The sequence below is a fragment of the Actinomadura coerulea genome (genome assembly GCF_014208105.1).
Classification (GTDB): domain Bacteria; phylum Actinomycetota; class Actinomycetes; order Streptosporangiales; family Streptosporangiaceae; genus Spirillospora; species Spirillospora coerulea.
The window spans coordinates 7,161,554-7,178,147 of record NZ_JACHMQ010000001.1 but is presented as its reverse complement, the minus strand read 5'-3'; the positions used below and the strand labels follow the sequence as shown (position 1 = coordinate 7,178,147).

The following is a 16,594-nucleotide window of genomic DNA, read 5'->3' as shown; positions in this document are numbered from 1 at the left end:
CGGGCCCCCCTCCGGGTCCGCGGGCCCTGGCAGCAGAAAAAGGGCCGGTCTAGCGTTTCCGGCATGCGTGATGGATCCCGTCGAAACGTCGGCGCGCAATGGCGCGATTCCGGAGCCAGTGCGATCGAGTACGCGGCCCTGGTCGGCATCGGATCGATCCTGATCGGCATGCTCGTGCTGATGATGCCCAATCCCGTCCTCCCGGCGGTGAAGAAGGCGATCTGCGAGGTGTTCGGCTCCGGCTGCGAGGCGCCGGAATACAACTACAAACCTCCGGCGTCGGCGTGCGTCACCGGCTCCGACTCCAAGAAGGTCGGTTATTCGATCACCGCCTTCTCCGTGAAGTTCGGGCAGAACTTCCAGTTCGTGAAGATCAAATATGCGGACGGCTCGACGCGCATCACGATCGTGCCCGCCGACTACAAACTCGGCGCGGAGGCCGAGATCGGGGCGAAGGCGCAGTTCGGCAAGGCCGGCTTCGGCGGGGATCTGGGAGCGAAGGTCGAGGGGTCCGTCAACTTCAAGTACGGCGACACCTGGGTGTTCCCCGACGACAAGGCCGCCGAGGACTGGCTCGACGACGTGAAGTGGGACCTGGCGCGCAAGGAGGCCGAGAAGGTCAGCCCGGGGCTCTGGGCCTTCGACAAGATCACCGGTTGGGAGCCCAGGACCCGGGATCCCGAGATCACGCAGTGGGAGGTCGGCGCCGAGGGCGTGTTCAAGGTGGCCGCCGCTCTCGGGAACCTGACCACGAGCACCTCCGGCGAGAAGAAGGTGAAGGACGCGGCGACCGGACTCGAACTGGAGGGAAAGGCCGGGGACGCCGTGCTCGTCACGACGGACCGGAGCGGTTCGGCGAAGGACGGCTATCCGAAGACCACCTACACCTTCCAGGTGAAGGGCTCCGTCAAGGGCGGGGCCAAGGTGCTCGGCTACGGGACGGGCGGCGAGGCCACCTATCTGGGCCAGACCAGGATGACCTTCGACAAGGACGGCAGATTGGCGAGCATCACCTGGCTCACCACGCAGGAGAGCAACTCCAGCGAGAGCCTGAAGAACCCGGGGAAGAAGACGGGGAGCGGAACGGGGACCGGCAAGCAGGTGACCACCACCGCGACCACGGTCAACTTCGACGACTCGAACCGGGCGATCGGTGAGAAGTGGATCCGCGACAACTCCTTCATGATGCCGTTCCAGACGATCCGCAACGCCGTCGACGAGAACGGCTCGGTGGTCTCGAAGGACCCCGGGCCGAACGCCGATCCGCTCGACCGGCTGATCTACGAGCGCGGTCTGGTCAGCCGGAACGTCTACACGGGCGACGTGGACGAGTTCAAGATCGCGGCAGAGCTCGCCGCGGAGATCAAGTTCGGCGTCGAGGGCGGTTACGAGGGGGAGACGCAGCAGATCACCGACTCCCGGTACCTCGGCCCCCCGCAGAATGGTGAGCGGACCTTCCAGCAATGGCCGGAATGCGCGAAGAACTGAGAGGGCTGCGATGGGTGTGAAGAGACTGACGGTGGTGGCGGCGGGCGCTCTCACGATCATCGCCGCGGCGGCCGGCTGCTCGTCCGGCGGGTCGGGCAGGACCCCGGACGGATACGTCCGGGGCGACGCGAAGGCGCTCACGGTCGCCTACCCGAAGGACTGGGGGCGGGGCCCGGACGGTGACGCCGCGCTGTCGGTGCAGGATCCGCGGCGGACGGCCACCCTGTCGGTGATCACGGAGCTGGGCGAGCGGGGCCGTCCGGAGATGCTGGAAGCGACCATCGAGGCCGCCTCGATGATGAACGCCAGGAACTACCACCGGACGGGGTCGAAGTCGATCAAGGTCGCGGGCGCGGAGGACGCCCTGCGCGTCGACTTCACCTTCAGCGGCTTCCGGGGCACGGGCGCCCCCGGGCAGGCCGCCGACGTCGGCGTGATCGGCAAGGACGGCACGATGCACGTGGTGCGGCTGATCTGGCAGCGCGGCCGGCTCGAGAAGGACGTCGTGGACGGCGTCATCGACTCGATCAGGGTGCGCTGAGATGGTCCGGGTGCTGGGCGCCTGGGGCGCCGCGCTGGCCGTCTGGCTGCTCGGCTTCTCGATCGTGGCGCGGCTGGCGGCGGGGGCCGGGGGCGGCGGCGAGCCGTTGTCCGACCTCGACCGGATCCTGCGGCTGGACCTGCCGTGGATCCTGGTCAGCGTGTCGATGGTCGTGGTGGCCGGCGCCGTCCAGCGGGACCGGACGCGGCGGGCGCGCTGGCTCGCGAGCGTCCTCGCGGTGCCGCTGCTCGCCCTCCTCGCCGGGGTCGCCGCCCCGGTCGGCGGGGACGCCGACGCGCTCTCCGCGGTGCTGTACGTCGCCGAGGGGGTCGCGGGGGCGGCCGGAGGCCTGGCCCTGGCCGCGCTCTTCGGGGCCGGGCGCGAGGAACTCGGCGGGTACTGGTGACGCCGCGCCGCGGCGCCCGCGAGGTTCAGAAGTAGGAACCGGCCGCCGTCGCCCTTCCGCCGAAGTAGGCCTTCGCCTCGGGGCGGAACAGCAGCACCAGGATCACGATCGGGAGCGCCAGGTTGAGGACGCCCCGGGGGTCTCCCTGCCCCAGCCTGGCGAGCGAGAGCAGGATGTAGAACACTTCGAGCGCGATGATGCCGCGCCGCAGGCCCGTCCCGCCGTTCGGGACGCGCAGCGCCAGCAGCAGGCTGAGGGCGCCGGGAAGGGCGAACCAGAGCGCGGCGCCGATCGCGGCGGCCGTGACCCCGACGGCGGCGAAGAACGCCAGGGTCATGACGAGCGTGAGCCCGGCGGCGACGAACATCAGCACGCGCACGGTCTTGACCTGATTCGGCATGACACCACCATCGCTTGGAAAGAGCCCTTCGCACAACGCCCGGCCGCGGCGCCGACACAATTCGGGCCCTTGCACCGGCCATTTTTAGGTCCCAGGACCTAATGCGGACCCAGTGGAAGCGATTCGCATTCATCGCGGCATGCCCGTAGCGCATGAACCGCGCTTTCCTCGATGCCAGTGGCCCGGTTGGGTCCTGGGGCCCATGTGCGGGCCCGGCACGGCGGATTGAATGGGGCGGGGCGCCCGGCCAGGCGTCCGCCCGGTCACGTGCCGGGGCTCGGACAGGGGCGGATCGGGGCGAGGGTCGATGGTCGCGTTGGTGCTGATGCCCGTCGGGCTCGTCGTCGGTGTGCTCGCGGTGCCGCTGGCGGCGCCCTACGTCGGTGACGTCACTCGCCGGCACCGCGTCGTCCTGGGCTTGGTCACCGCGGCGCTCTTCGGTGTGCTGGGGTGGCGGGTCGGGTTCGAGCCCGTCCTGCCCGCGCTGCTGTACCTGGCGGCCGTGGGCGCGCTCCTGGGCTTCATCGACGTCGGCGTCAGGCGGCTGCCCGACCGGTTCACCCTCCCCTCCTACGGCGCCGCGGCGGCACTGCTCGCCGCCGCCGCGCCGTTCACCCAGGACGGCCCGCGGCGGTTCGGGCACGCGCTCATCGGCATGGCCGCACTGCTCGCGCTGTACTTCGCGCAGGTACTGCTGGTCCCGTCCGGCATCGGGCTGGGAGACGTCAAACTGTCCGGCGTCCTCGGCCTCTACCTCGGCTGGTTCGGACAGGACACCTGGATCACCGGCCTGCTGGCCACCTACCTGCTCGGCGGCCTCGCCGCCCTCGCCATCATGATCGCCCGCCGCTCCCGCAAGGGCGAGTTCCCCTTCGGCCCCTACATGCTCGCGGGTGCGCTCGTCGCGGTGCTGGCCCTGAACGCGGGATGAGATGCAGATCATGGGCGGACGGTTCGAGGCGGCCGGGAGGCCGAATAAGCTCAGGAGCGTGAACCGCGCGCCCCAATGGCTGCTGCCCACCGTGCTGACCGCGCTCATCCTGGCCGTGGTCGTCGGGGCGCTGCTGGGCTGAGCGGCGCTGATCAGGTGATCGTCGGGGCGCGGAACGGGGATGATCGATCCATGTCAGCACGCCGGACCGCCGTCCGCGCGGGCACCGCGGTCGTCCTCGCCGGAGCCCCGGTCTGCCTCCTGCCCCCCACCGCCTCCGCCTCCTCCCCCGCCGCCGGCACGGGCCGCGGCGACGCGGTCGCCTTCACGATCAAGGACCCGCGGATCACCGAGTCCAGCGGGCTCGCCGCCAGCGCCCTGCACCGCGGCGTCGTCTACACGCACAACGACTCCGGCGGCGTCCCGCAGGTCTACGCGCTCGGCCCGGACGGGAAGGTCGCCGCGGTGCTCACGCTCGCCGGCGCGGGGGCCCGCGACTGGGAGGCCATGGCGCTCGGCAGGGACGGCCGCGGCCGTCCGGCTATCTTCGTGGCGGACATCGGCGACAACCTCGGCGGCGCCTGGCCGTACGTGACCGTCTACCGGATCCCGGAGCCGACCCGGCTGGTGAGCCAGACGCTGCGGGCGACCCCGTTCCGGATGAAGTACGAGGACGGGCCGCGCAACGCCGAGACCATTATGGTCAACCCGCGCACGAACCGGCTCTACATCGCCAGCAAGCTGTTCGGCGGCAAGGTCTACGAGGCGCCGGCGCGGCTGCGGACCGGCGGCTTCAACACGCTGCGCGAGACGGGGGACGCGCCCCCCATCGCGACCGACGGCGCGTTCGCCCCCGACGGGCGGACCTGCGTGATCCGCACCTACTTCGGCGCCCGGCTGTACTCGGTCGGCGCCGACGGCCGCCCCGGCAAGACGATCAAGTCGCTCGACCTGCCCCGGCAGGTGCAGGGCGAGTCGGTGGCCTACACCCCGGACGGGAGGTCGCTGCTGGTGGGGTCCGAGGGCGGGAACCAGCCGGTCTACCGGCTGCCGCTGCCGGAGGAGGCGCGCCCGTCCCCGGCGTCCTCCCCCGGGAGCGCGGGCGAGGACACCACCGGCGGCCGCCGGGACGCGACCAACACCCGGACCGCGCTGCTGTTCGCCCTCGCGATCGCGGGGGCGGTCGGCTACGGCCTGGTGCGGCGACGGCGGTGAGAGGACGGCGGTTCCACGGAGGCGGGGCTCACGCGAGCGGTGAGCCCCATGTGACGGCGGTGGAGTCCCGACCTGACCGGCGCGATGGAAGTCGGTTCCGGAGGGCGACCGGATCGTGGAAGGGGGCGACGGTCCCGCGGGGACCCGTGTGAGGATGCGGACTGTGGAGCATGAGCTGGTGGGCCTCGCGGGATCCGGCGGCCGGTGGCGCCCCGTCGCCGCGGGTCCGTTCACCGTCCTCGCGGTGGCGCTGGCGCTGCTGCCGATCTGGCCGGTGTGGCTGTGGGCCGCGCTGATCGGCGCCGTCGCGGCGTTCCCGTGGCTGCTCGGCGCGGTCCCGGAGGCGCGCCGCCGCCGCCCGCGACCGTACTGGCGGCTGTCGGCGGCGGGTCTGGAGCGCGTCGGCCCCGGCGGGCTCGTGATGGACTCCTACGAGCGGTCCCGGATCATCGGCCTGGCCATCACCACCGGCGACGGCGTGCTGACCGTCTTCCACCGGTTCGGCCGCACCGCCGTGGGCGGGATGACGGCGATGGGCCTGGAGCCGCTCGCGGTGTTCGTGGCGGCCCGCAGGCTCGGCATCCCCATGCACGTCCTGGACGGCGAGGCCACCGACCTGCTCGACCCGGCGCTCGACGAGGCCCTGCGCGTGTCCGGGCTGGAGGACGACGTCCCCGGCGGCGGCCCCCTGCCGCGCGACCACGCGGCCGAGAAGCGCCTGCTGGACCAGGAGGCGGCCCTGCTGGCCGCGGCGCACGAGCCGCCCGCCGCGACCTCCTCCCGCCGCCCGTCCCGCGCGACGCCCGAGGAGCAGCGGCTGGCCACGCCGGAGCCGCTCCCGAGCCGCCGCCGGATCGTGCTGCTCGGCGCGCTCACCGCCCTGCTCGGCGCCGTCATGATCGTCCGGATCGCGCTGGACGGGACGGGCGAGTTCGGCGCCCGGCTCGCCGCGGGCTGCTGGGCGCTCGCCGCGATCGGCGGCGTCCTCGCCGCGCGCCGCCGACTGCTGCGGGCCGCGCAGGTCCGCTGGACGATCACGGCGGAGCGGCTGCTGGTGCGGGCCCGCCCCGGCCGCCGCCGCGAGACCCAGGACCTGCGCGCCGAGAACGTCGCCGCGGTCGTCGTCGGGCCCGGCCTGCGACTGGACCCGGTGAGCGGCGAGCCGCGCCGCGCCGACCTCGCCGCGCTGGCGTTCGGGCACCGGCTGGAGCTGGTCGCCCGGCTGCCCGCGCACGGCCTGGACGGCTTCCAGCTCGCGCACGCCCTCGACGACCACGGCTACCGCGTGATCACCTCGGGGGCGCGGTCGCCGCGCCGTCCCGACTACGGGCTCGAAGGGCTGCCGGAGATCTTCGCGCAGGTGCCCGGCGGACGCCTGGTCGTGGAGGGCGACGGGCTCGGCTGGGCCGACGCCGCCGGTGACGTGGTGCTGAAGATGCCCCAGGACCGCATCGGCGGCATCGAGCTGCTGACCGTCTCCGGGCACGCCTGGGTCCGGCTGTACGACTCCGACGGCGACGAGTTCTTCTCCGCGCCGCTGTCGGCGCTGCGGATCTCCCGCACCGATCTGCGCGACTCCGCCCGCCGCGCCGGGCTGCCGGTCAACGACGCCGAGTACGACGCCTACCTGAGCGCCGCGTTCCACTCGGCCATGTCCTCGCTGTCGGCCCCCGGCCCCGAGCCCGCCGCGGCCCTGACGGCGCAGGGCACCGCGCGCGAGGGAGCGGCGGCGCTGCCGGAGCCGGCGGAGGAGTCCGGTTTCGTCTTCCCCGCCCCCACTCCGCCCGGCCCGGTGACCGCGCCGGGCGCGGTCCTGGACGCGACCCGCCGGTCCCGCGCCGGCGCCTACGGCACGAGCGTCCTGCTGTGCGAGGCGGTGGCGCTGCTGGGCGCGGTGTGGCTCGGGCCCGACCTGGGCGGGTTCAACACCACGGCGCTGTGGTCGATGCCGGCCGGGGTCGTGGCCGGGCTGCTCGGATACTGGCTGTACGACCGCGACCGGTCGCAGCTGCGCGTGTCGTCCGCCGGGGTCGCCGTCATCACGCGGCGCGGCCGGGTCGAATGGGAGCTGGCCCGCGACCGCCTCGGCGGCGTCGGCATCGACGACGCGGTCGAGCGGATGCCCCGCCTGGTGGTGTGGGGGCCGTCCGGGCGGGTGCTGCGCCAGATCACGTTCCCGCCCGACCTCGGCGAGCTGCGCCGCGCCTGCGAGCGCTACGGGCTCCCCTGGGGCCCGCCGGACGCCGACGCCCCCGCCCCTCCGCCGCCGGAGCTCTGACGCAGCGGCCACGTCATCAGCGGCTCGTACGCCAGCTGGGCGTTGTCCTTGCCGGGCAGGTGGCTGCGCATCAGGTGGACCGAGTCCGCCGTCCACGGCATGCCCGCGAACGATGAGAGCGCCTCGACGAGCGACCGGACGTCCACCGGCCGCCGCGACCGCGCCAGCGTCATGTGCGGGCGGAAGCCGCGGTGCTTGTCGGGGATCGTCCCGACGCGGCGGCCCGCGGCGGTGGTGGAGGCGGCCAGCCTCGCCAGGGCGCGGCGGTCGCCGTACAGGCCCGTCCACAGGACGCGGGCGTGCGCTCCGTTCCCGGGGAACGCGCCCGCGCCCGCCAGCGACAGCGTCATCCGCTCGTGGCGGCGCACGGCGCGCTCCAGCCTCGGGAGCAGGCGCTCCAGGGTGCGCTCGTCGACCTCGTCGAGGAACGTCAGCGTGACGTGCATCAGATCACGCCGGATCCAGCGCAGCTCGGAGACCGTTCCGAGATGGGGCCGGACGGCCTCCGCGAGCTCGTCCAGAACGTCCGTCGGCGGAACGAGCGCCACGAAAAGCCTCATGAACGCTTCCACAGGGCCACCCCGTCAGCTTTTCAGCAGGCGGCGTTCCTTGTCACGCAAATAGGGTCAACCGAATCGCCGTACCGCGCCGGTCTTATGGGGCCCGTGCGAGGGCTTTACCGCTCGGCGACCCGGGCGCGGCGGAACCGGGCGAGGGCGGGGCGCACCGCCCCGTGCCGGTCCGGCGCTTCCCTCTGCTCGTCGGTCCTCCAGCGCAGGGCCAGGGCGCCCACGGCGAGGGCGGCGACCACGGAGACCAGCCCGCCGAGGACGAGGGAGGCCCGCGCGCCGAAGTGCTCGGCGAGCCAGCCGACCGCGGGCGCGCCCAGCGGGTTCGTCCCGAGGAAGACCAGCATGTAGAGGGCCATGACGCGGCCGCGCATCTCGGGCGCGACGCCGAGCTGGACGGACGCGTTCGCCGCCGTCATGATCGTCATCATCGCGATCCCGGTCGGCACCAGCAGCGCCAGGAACGACCAGAACGTCGGCATCAGGCCGGTGAGGACCTCCAGCGCCCCGAACGCCAGGCCCATCGCCACCAGCAGCCGCAGCCGGGGCCGGGCGACCCTGCGGGCGGCCAGCAGGGCGCCGCTGAACGCGCCCAGCGCCAGCATGCTGGACGCGAGGCCGAACGCGGAGGCGTCGGTGTGGAAGACCTGCTTCGCCACCAGCGCGACCGTGGTGCCGAAGTTCATCCCGAACGTGGCGAGGAATCCGACGAGGATGAGCACGAGCATCAGGTCGCGGCGCCCGCGCACGTAGCGGAGCCCCTCGCGGAGCTGGCCCTTGGCGCGCTTGACGGGGGCGTCCGGGCGCAGTTCGTCCGCCCGCATGGCGTAGAGGCCGAACAGGACGGCGCCGAACGACGCGGCGTTCACCAGGAAGACCGGGCCGGTGCCGATCAGCGCGATCAGCACCCCGGCGACCGCCGGCCCGAGCAGCCGCGCGCCGTTGAAGGTGGCGCTGTTCAGCGCGATCGCGTTGGGCAGGTCGCGCTTGCCGACCATCTCGACCACGAACGACTGGCGGGTCGGGTTGTCCACCACGGTCGCGACCCCGAGCCCGAACGCCAGCACGTACACGTGCCACACCTGCGCCGCGCCGGAGATCGTGAGAAGGCCGAGGACCAGCGCGAGCACGCCCATCGACACCTGCGTCAGCATCAGTACGCGGCGCTTGGAGTAGCGGTCGGCGATGACGCCGCCCCACAGGCCGAACAGCAGCATCGGCAGGAACTGCAGGCCGGTCGTGATGCCGAGCGCGGTACCGCTGCCGTGGGCGAGGTCGAGGACGAGCCAGTCCTGCGCGATCCGCTGCATCCACGTCCCGGTGTTGGAGACGACCTGGCCCGCGGTGTACAGGCGGAAGTTGTGGTTGCGGAGCGAGCGGAACATGCCCGCGCGGCCCTCGGGCTCCTCGGCGGGCGTCTCGTCCCGGTCCGCCGGTTCCGGGCCAGCGGCCTCGGGGACGGAGGATTCGGCCGCGGAAGGCTCGGCCGCGGAGGCTTCGGCGGCGGAGGGCTCGGGCGCGGGTTCCGGGACGTCCGCCACGGTCTCGTGGAACGTTCCGGCCTGGTCCTTCACGGGCGCGGCGGGGGTGGCCTCCGGGCGCGCGGCGGGGCGGGCGGGCGCGTGCGGGGCGAGACGCGGGGCGGTACGGCGGCGAGCGCGGGCAGGACTCGCGACGGCGGCGGCCCGGGCCGGATGTGCGGCCCGCCGCCCGCGGGCCCCGCGCGCCGCGGTCCCGTCGGGTTCCTCAGGGGGTTCGTTAGCAGAAGTCATTACCAAGGCTAACGGTAATCGTCCCGCCCGCATTCCGGCAAGTGCGGGGAAACCCGATCAAGCGGACACCGCCGCCCGCGGGCCCCGGGCGGCGGCTCAGGAGCGGCTGAGCTTGTCGATGACGGGAGCGGCGCGGCGGAGGATCTCGCGCTCCTCGGCGGTCAGCTCGCCGAGGCGCATGGCGAGCCAGGCCTCCTTGCGGCGGCGCTCGTCGGCGAGCAGGGCGGCGCCCTCGTCGGTGGCGTTCAGCACGACCTGGCGCCCGTCGGTCGGGTGCGGGCTGCGCGCGACGAGCCCCCGCTCCTCCAGGTAGGCGATGACGCGGGTCATCGAGGGCGGCTGCACCTTCTCGTGGTCGGCCAGCTCGCGCGGCGTCATCGACCCGTGCCGCTCGATGGCGGCGAGCGCCGCGAACTGCGTGAGCGACAGCGGGCTCGGGACGCCCTCGCCCGCCGCGGACGGACGCAGCGTGCGCAGCCGGCGCGACAGCCGCGCGATCGAGATGCGCAGCTCCTCGGCCAGCCCGGGCGCGGACGCCGCGCGGCCCCGGATCGGTGGCGTTGTCATCGTCTTCGGTCTCCTGTGCTGCCCATGCTGCCACGCCCCACTTGACACCTTCGCTACTCTTCTTAGCCTCGAAGCTAAGTAGATTAGAGGAGGTCGCCGATGCCCCGTGCGGGACTGTCGCCCGACGCGGTCGTGGACGCCGCCGTCGCCGTCGTGGACGCCGAGGGCCCCGGCGCCCTCACGCTGGCGGCGGTGGCGGGAAGGGCCGGGGTCGCGACACCCTCCCTGTATAAGCATGTCCGCAATCTCGCCGAGTTGCGACACCTGGTGACGGCGCGCGTCCTGGAGGAGCTCGCCGCGCGGCTCGGGGAGGCCGCGCTCGGACGGTCCGGCGACGACGCCATCCGGGCGGTGATGTACGCCTACCGGGCGTACGTGGTGGAGCATCCGGGACGCTACGGGGCGATGGAGCAGACGGCGGTCCCGGAGGGCGGGCCCGCGCACGAGGCGGCGGAGCGGCTGCTGAACATCCTGTACGGGACGCTGCGCGGCTACGCCCTGGAGGGGCCGGAGCTCGTCCACGCGGCGCGCTGCCTGCGCTCGGCCGTCCACGGGTTCGCCGTCCTGGAGGCGGCGGGCGGCTTCGGCCTGCCCGCGGATCTGGAGGCCAGTTATGAGCTGCTCATCACGATGGTCACCGGCGGACTGCCGGGCCGCGCCGCGTAGCCTGATCGCATGAGCCCTCCGCGCCGCCCGGATCCGCCCGCGATGCAGACCAACGACGTACGCGTCGCGGCCGCCGGGACGGCCGCCTGGGCGGTGGCGCTCGTCGTGCTGCTGATCGTCGGGCTGCCACCGCAGGACCGCTGGTGGCTGTGGGTGTGCTGCGCCGGCATCGGCATCGGGCTCTTCGCCACGTGGTACGTCCCCCGGCTCCAGGCCGGGCGCGCCCGGCAGGAGGCCGAGCGCGCCGCCAGACGCGAGACGCCCCGCTAAGGCGTGTTCCGAAGTGAGATGAGCGGCGGCGTGTCATGCGCCGGACGCAGTGAGGTCTCCGGTAGAGCGGTCATCGACCAAGAAGAACAACACCGGGCCGACCCGCCCGGTGGAAGGACGCCCGAGCCCGACGATCACGCCTAGGGACGTTCGCGGGGCGGGCTGTCGACCAAGCCACTCCTTGCCTGCGAGCAGGGCCAAAGCCGTTGTCGCTGGTGGTCACCGCCGGGCAGCGGGGGGCGCTCCCCTGTTCGAGGCGGTCATGGCCGGGATCCGGGTCGCCCGCGCCGGCGGCGGGAACCCGCGCGCTCGACCCGAACGGGTGCGCGGGGCCAAGGCGTACTGCTCCAGGGCAATCCGGGCTCACCTGCGGCGGCGGGGCATCGCGGCCACGATCCCCGAACCGGCCGACCGGGTCGGCCACCGCGGCGGTGGGGTCAGGGAGCGGCGCGTCCGATGCGGGCGGCGATGCCGTCGAGGATGAGATCCAGGCCCAGGGAGAAGTCCGCGTCGGCCACGGCCGCTCCGGCCTCGGGGGGCGCGGACGGCGCCTCGAACAGCGCCGAGGCGAGAAGGCGGGCCGTCTGGGGGAAGCGCCCGGGGTCGACGAGCCGGGCCAGCGCGCGAGCGTAGTCCCGCTCGGCGTCGGCCTGCTCCCGGCCCTCGCCCCTGCCCTCGGCGAGGTCGCTGTGCTGGCGCACCGACTGGACGACGTAGCCGCCGATCAGCGACAGGACGCTGACCTTGTCGACCCAGTCCAGGCCCGTGCCGGACATGGCCGCCAGCGCGACCTCCATCCAGGCGATCTGGTTCGGCCCGGAGGGCGGGCCGGAGACGGGGACGCGCGTCAGCCACGGCCGGCGCTGGAACACCGCCCGCTGCTCGAACGCCCACGCGCGCAGCCCTCCGCGCCAGTCGCCGGAGTCTGGTTCCGGGGGCGCGCCGAGGGCGGCGTCGGTCATGAGTGTGAGCAGTTCGTCCTTGGACCCGACATGCCGGTAGAGCGACATCCCCGTGAACCCGAGGCTTTCGGCGACCTTGGGAAGGGTCACCCCGGCGAGGCCGTCGCGGTCGGCGATCTCCACCGCCGCGGTGACGACGGCGTCGACGTCGAGGGCCGGGGGCCGCCCCAGGCGCGAGGGCTGCGACATCCTCCACAGTCGGCGCAGCGGCGCCGGAACGGAGTCTTCGCTGGTCATGGCTCCCTCGTCCGCCCGCGGAACATGGGCCCCCATCATGCCAGGGCGCATTTAGTTTATCTCTGATACTTTGTCACTGAAACTAATACGGAGCGTGAAGGGGCACAAACGTGAGCATTGACACCGCACCGCGGTCGACGGGAGGGCCGGTCCGGCGCGCCGAGCGCGCCCTCGCACCGGACCTGGCCCGGGGAGCGATGCTGCTGATCATCGCCGTGGCCAACGCCGCCGGAGTCGTCTTCGCCGGCGAACCCGGCCTCGACACCGCGCCCGAAGGCGCCGACCGGGGCCTCAACTTCCTGCTCTTCGATCTCGCCCACGCGCGCGGGTATCCGGTGTTCGCCCTGATGTTCGGCTACGGCATCGTCCAGCTCGCCCGCCGCCAGGACGCCTCGGGCGCCACACCGCGGCAGGTCCGCTCGGTGCTGATGCGCCGCAACCTCTGGCTCGTGGTCTTCGGCGCCGCGCACGCCGCCCTGCTGTACTACGGCGACTTCCTGGGCGCCTACGGGATCGTCGGCGTCGTGATGACCCTGGTGCTGCTGCGCCGTGGCGACCGGTTCCATCGGATCGTGCTGGTGATCTGGGCGCTGTCCGCGGTCGAACTCCTGGTCGTCGGGGCGATCGTGGTGAACGGGATCGTGTCCGGTCCGGGCGGTCCAGTCCCGCTTCCGGTGGGCCACGTCGACTCGCTCGCGGCCTCCGGCTACCTCGACTCGGCGCTGGACCGCGTGCGCGAATGGCCCGCGCACACGCTGACCACGCTCCCTCTCGTCATCATCGCCTGGCTGGGCATGTGGGCGGCCCGCCGCCGCATCCTCGAGGAGCCCGCCCGCCACCGGGTCCTCCTCGTCCGGACCGCCGTCGCCGGGCTCGGCGTCGCCGCCGCCGGAGGACTCCCGGCCGCCCTGATCAGCGCCGGATGGCTGAGCGTGAACGAGTCGACGGCCGGCACGGCGCTGCTGCTGCACGGCGGCAGCGGCATGTTCGCCGGTCCCGGTTACGTGGCCGTCCTCGGGCTCGTCGCGATGCGGGTCACCCGTCCAGGCGCGGTCGTCGGAGCCCTCTCCGCGCTGGGACGGCGGTCCCTGTCCGGATACCTCTTCCAGTCGGTGGCCTGGATCGTCCTGCTGGCGCCCTACACCCTGGACCTCGCCCACCGTTCCGGCAGCCCCACGGCGGTGGGCCTGGTCATCTCGGTCGTGGTCTGGTTCGGCAGTGTCCTGCTCGCCCGTCTGCTCGACGGGAGCGACCAGCCTGGCCCCGCCGAGCGCGTCCTGCGCCGCCTCACCTACGGCCCTCGCACCAGGTAGCCGTCACGCACGGCGCACCCGGCCCGGGAACCTGCCGCGCCGCCAGTGCGGCGGGTTCCCGGGCGGAACGTCAGTCCAGGTCGTGGTGGGCGCCGTGGAGCGCTCCGCCCGGGACCCTGGCGGCCGCGAACCGGCCCCGCGGCCGCCGCGCGCCGACCGCGCCGATCATGGCGGCGAGGAGAGCCAGTCCCCCCATGGCGCCGACCGCGACGTGGAAGGCGTCCACGGAGGCCGCCGAGAGCACCTCCCGTACGCGGGCTCGCTCCGAGACGGGGACGTCCGCGGAAGGAGTGCTGGCCAGGGGCCGGTCCTCGGCCTGCCGGACGACGGCGGGCGGCAGGCCGTGGTCGTCCAGCGCCGCCGGGAAGGTCGCGGAGACCACGAGCCCCACGGCGACCGTACCGAGGAGGCTCCCGATCCTCGCCACGGCGTTGTTCATCCCCGAGGCGGCGCCCGTGAGTCCGTCCGGCGCGGCGCTGAGGACGGTCGAGGTCAGCGGCGCGACCAGCATCGCCAGTCCCACGCCGTGGACCAGGACCGACGGGAGGACGACGGAGAGGAAGTCGGCGTGGGCGTCCGTCCGCAGCATCAGCAGGATCCCGGCGGCGACGACGAGCGCGCCCCCGACGATGAACCGCCGGGGCCCGTGGCGGTCCGCCAAGGCGCCGAAGCGGCGGGAGAGCACGAGCAGGACCACCACCGGAACGGCCGCCGCCAGCCCCGCGGCCGCCGGCGGATAGCCGGCCGTCTGCTGGAGGAACAGCACGGTGTAGAACCCGGAGGAGATCAGGGCGCCGTAGAGGACCAGCGTGACGGCGTTGAGGGTCATGAACGCCGGGACCTGCAGCAGGCGCACGGGCAGCAGGGGGTCGCACGCCCGCGGTTCCCACCACGCGAGACCGGCGATCGCCGCGGCGCCGGCCACCAGTGCGCCGACGACCAGCCTGGAGCCCCACCCGCTCCCGGGTCCCTCGATCAGGGCGAACACCGGGCCGCCCACCGCCGGGACGGTGAGGAGGGCGCCTCCCCAGTCGACGCTTCCCGCCTGGGCCTCCCGGGCTCCGCGCGGTGTCGCGCGGAGGATGAAGAACAGGGTGAGGGCGGCCATGGGCACCAGCACCCCGTAGACGGCCCGCCACGACACCACATCCACGAGCACCCCTCCGGCGAGCGGGCCCCCGATCACCGAGAGGCCGCTCCACGCGGTCCAGGAGCCGATCGCCCGGGACCGCTCGTCCCCCTCGAAGGTCGTGGTGATCACCGCCAGCGCGCCGGGGACCAGCAGGGCGGCGGTGGCGCCCTGCGCGAGCCGCCCGGCGACCAGCAGCGAAGCGGTCGGGGCCACCGCTACCACCAGGGCGGACGCGCCGAAGCCCGCGGCGCCCGCGGCGAAGATCCGCCACCGGTCGACGACGTCGCCGAGCGCGCCGCCGACCAGGAGCAGGCTGCCGAGGGCGAGGAGGAAGGCGGCGACCACCCACTGCTGTACCGCGAGCCCGGCGTTCAGGTCGTCGGCGAGGTCGGGCAGGGCAACCGGCGTCATCATGCCGTCCATCCCCACCAGAGAGGACGACAGGATGCAGGCCATGAGGGCGGTGCGCTTCGGGGCGAGGTCGCGAGGCCCCGCCGCCGCCGCGGCCTCAGCCGGCATAGGTCAGTTCGGCCCTGGTGATGGCCGAGCCCTCCACACTGAAGGCATAGTTTGCCTCGAATCCTCCCGTGCCGCCCGGCGCGAAGCGGACCAGGAGGCGCTGGTGGCCGGGACGGTTCTCGGCGACCCCGAGCACCGTCAGCCTGCCGCCGACGACCTCCTTGGCGGCCCAGTCGCGGATGGCGGCACGGCCCTGGATCCGGCGCCCGACGTCGACGACCTCGGCGTCCTCGGCGAACGCCCCCGCCAGTGCGTCAAGGTTCCCGCCGTTGACGGCGCCAACGTAGGCCTCCACCGGCGCCAGCAGGCCGTGCACGCTTCCCGGCGCCGTGGCGGAGCAGGCGGCGGGAGCCTTCGCGGGGTCCTCGGCGGACAGTTCACGCCCGACGGCCTTGATGTTCTCCTGCACGATCGTCGGAAGGTCCGCGACCGGCGGGTGGCCCGGGTAGGCGCGGTCCATCTCGACGGTGATCGACTTCTGCTCGCCCGCGTCGACCGTCCGCCCGCCGGGCGAGTCCGCCGCGACGGCCGGGCGGACGAGGGCGCGGAACCGCTGGAGGTAGCGGCGCTGCTCGTCGATCAGCGCGCGTGCCGGGCCCGGCGCGCCGTGCCCCGGGTAGATCGTCCCGGCTCGGGGGAACCGCCGTCCCAGCCGGTCGAGGATCTGGAGCCAGCCGCAGCTGTTCCCCTCGATCAGCGCGGGCGTGACCTTGCCGCCGGCCAGGTCGCCGGAGAAGAGGTCGCCGGTGTCGGGACGGAAGTAGACGGTCGCGTTGTCAGACTCGCCGGCGCCGAATCCGGCGGTCTCGAAGCGGAGTCCGCCGACCCGCAGCGGTGTGCCGTCCTCAAAGGTCCGGTCGGCGTAGGTGACCTCGGCGGGGAAGTTCTTGTTCGCCGATCGGGCCAGGGGGTAGAAGCCGCGCCTGTCCTCCCGCATCGTCTTGTCGGTCGCCTTCGAGGCGTGGACGGGGGCTTCGGGGAACGCCTCGTGCAGGGCGCGCGCGCCGCCCACATGGTCGGGATGGGAGTGGGTGAGCAGAATGGCGGCGACGGGCCTGCCGGCCTTCCTGATCTCCGTGATCGCCTTCTGCGCGTCGGCCGGGGTGCGCAGGGTGTCGATGACGACCAGTCCCCGCGGAGCCTCGATCCAGTAGGTGTTGACCGAGCCCGGATGGGACGAGGCGAAGCGCCCCGGCCGCGCCGTCTTCGCGTCGCCGCCGTCAGGTCCGTCGTCCGAACAGCCCGCCACCGGCGCGATCGCGCATGCGGCGGCGGAGCCTGCGGCGAGAAGGCGCCGCAATCTCTGGTTCATCTGAAGCCTTGGTGAA

17 protein-coding genes are annotated in these 16,594 nt (G+C 73.5%); 10 read left to right on the top strand and 7 right to left on the bottom strand.

Annotated features, from left to right (window positions below):
- Window positions 1-63: 63 nt before the first annotated feature.
- From BKA00_RS33380 to BKA00_RS33370, 3 genes are read left to right on the top strand one after another with little or no spacing between them, the layout of a single operon-like run.
- On the top strand, window positions 64-1,488 hold the full coding sequence (locus tag BKA00_RS33380; protein WP_185031830.1) for a hypothetical protein: 1,425 nt from the start codon (window positions 64-66) through the stop codon (window positions 1,486-1,488).
- Between the two features lie 10 nt (window positions 1,489-1,498).
- On the top strand, window positions 1,499-2,029 hold the full coding sequence (locus BKA00_RS33375; protein ID WP_185031828.1) for a hypothetical protein: 531 nt from the start codon (window positions 1,499-1,501) through the stop codon (window positions 2,027-2,029).
- A gap of 1 nt (window position 2,030) precedes the next feature.
- Window positions 2,031-2,435: a hypothetical protein gene (locus tag BKA00_RS33370; RefSeq protein WP_185031826.1), complete on the top strand. Its 405-nt coding sequence runs from the start codon at window positions 2,031-2,033 to the stop codon at window positions 2,433-2,435.
- A gap of 25 nt (window positions 2,436-2,460) precedes the next feature.
- On the opposite strand, the gene BKA00_RS33365 is transcribed toward BKA00_RS33370, so the two are convergent.
- Window positions 2,461-2,835, bottom strand: coding sequence for a hypothetical protein (locus tag BKA00_RS33365; RefSeq protein ID WP_185031824.1), 375 nt, complete (start codon window positions 2,833-2,835; stop codon window positions 2,461-2,463).
- A 325-nt stretch (window positions 2,836-3,160) separates the two neighbouring features.
- On the opposite strand from BKA00_RS33365, the gene BKA00_RS33360 reads away from it, so the two are divergent.
- From BKA00_RS33360 to BKA00_RS33350, 4 genes are all read left to right on the top strand, one after another.
- Window positions 3,161-3,766, top strand: coding sequence for a prepilin peptidase (locus BKA00_RS33360; protein WP_244994672.1), 606 nt, complete (start codon window positions 3,161-3,163; stop codon window positions 3,764-3,766).
- 10 nt (window positions 3,767-3,776) lie between these two features.
- Entirely contained in the window at window positions 3,777-3,908 is a 132-nt protein-coding gene (locus tag BKA00_RS40150; protein ID WP_268248262.1) for a hypothetical protein, read from the top strand.
- Window positions 3,909-3,958: 50 nt separating this feature from the next.
- Window positions 3,959-4,981, top strand: coding sequence for a hypothetical protein (locus BKA00_RS33355; RefSeq protein WP_185031820.1), 1,023 nt, complete (start codon window positions 3,959-3,961; stop codon window positions 4,979-4,981).
- A gap of 163 nt (window positions 4,982-5,144) precedes the next feature.
- Entirely contained in the window at window positions 5,145-7,259 is a 2,115-nt protein-coding gene (locus tag BKA00_RS33350) for a hypothetical protein (protein WP_185031818.1), read from the top strand.
- On the opposite strand, the gene thpR is transcribed toward BKA00_RS33350, so the two are convergent.
- The 3 genes from thpR to BKA00_RS33335 all read right to left on the bottom strand — a co-directional run bounded on the left by thpR (window position 7,196) and on the right by BKA00_RS33335 (window position 10,167).
- Entirely contained in the window at window positions 7,196-7,819 is a 624-nt protein-coding gene (gene thpR / locus BKA00_RS33345) for an RNA 2',3'-cyclic phosphodiesterase (RefSeq protein ID WP_185031816.1), read from the bottom strand. The two genes, BKA00_RS33350 and thpR, sit on opposite strands and share 64 nt — an antisense overlap.
- Window positions 7,820-7,935: 116 nt before the next feature.
- On the bottom strand, window positions 7,936-9,213 hold the full coding sequence (locus BKA00_RS33340; protein ID WP_185035137.1) for an MFS transporter: 1,278 nt from the start codon (window positions 9,211-9,213) through the stop codon (window positions 7,936-7,938).
- Window positions 9,214-9,696: 483 nt separating this feature from the next.
- On the bottom strand, window positions 9,697-10,167 hold the full coding sequence (locus BKA00_RS33335; RefSeq protein ID WP_185031814.1) for a MarR family transcriptional regulator: 471 nt from the start codon (window positions 10,165-10,167) through the stop codon (window positions 9,697-9,699).
- 99 nt (window positions 10,168-10,266) lie between these two features.
- Between BKA00_RS33335 and BKA00_RS33330 the strand changes: the two genes are divergently transcribed.
- Window positions 10,267-10,833, top strand: a complete 567-nt coding sequence (locus BKA00_RS33330) for a TetR-like C-terminal domain-containing protein (protein WP_185031812.1) — start codon at window positions 10,267-10,269, stop codon at window positions 10,831-10,833.
- Window positions 10,834-10,842: 9 nt separating this feature from the next.
- A complete protein-coding gene (locus BKA00_RS33325) occupies window positions 10,843-11,103 on the top strand; it encodes a DUF2530 domain-containing protein (protein WP_185031810.1) in 261 nt (86 codons plus the stop codon).
- A 437-nt stretch (window positions 11,104-11,540) separates the two neighbouring features.
- Here the strand turns inward: BKA00_RS33325 and BKA00_RS33320 are convergent, their stop codons facing one another.
- The gene (locus BKA00_RS33320; protein ID WP_185031808.1) at window positions 11,541-12,302 is read right to left on the bottom strand and encodes a TetR/AcrR family transcriptional regulator; all 762 of its coding nucleotides are present in this window, start codon (window positions 12,300-12,302) and stop codon (window positions 11,541-11,543) included.
- 110 nt (window positions 12,303-12,412) lie between these two features.
- Here BKA00_RS33320 and BKA00_RS40720 point away from each other — a divergent pair, with 110 nt between their 5' ends.
- Entirely contained in the window at window positions 12,413-13,615 is a 1,203-nt protein-coding gene (locus BKA00_RS40720) for a DUF418 domain-containing protein (RefSeq protein ID WP_185031806.1), read from the top strand.
- Between the two features lie 70 nt (window positions 13,616-13,685).
- On the opposite strand, the gene BKA00_RS33310 is transcribed toward BKA00_RS40720, so the two are convergent.
- Both BKA00_RS33310 and BKA00_RS33305 read right to left on the bottom strand, forming a co-directional pair.
- The gene (locus tag BKA00_RS33310) at window positions 13,686-15,266 is read right to left on the bottom strand and encodes an MFS transporter (RefSeq protein ID WP_185031803.1); all 1,581 of its coding nucleotides are present in this window, start codon (window positions 15,264-15,266) and stop codon (window positions 13,686-13,688) included.
- Window positions 15,256-16,578 carry an MBL fold metallo-hydrolase gene (locus BKA00_RS33305; protein WP_185031801.1) on the bottom strand — a complete coding sequence of 441 codons (1,323 nt, stop codon included), beginning with the start codon at window positions 16,576-16,578 and terminating at the stop codon, window positions 15,256-15,258. The genes BKA00_RS33310 and BKA00_RS33305 overlap by 11 nt, the downstream gene beginning before the upstream one ends.
- Window positions 16,579-16,594: the final 16 nt, after the last annotated feature.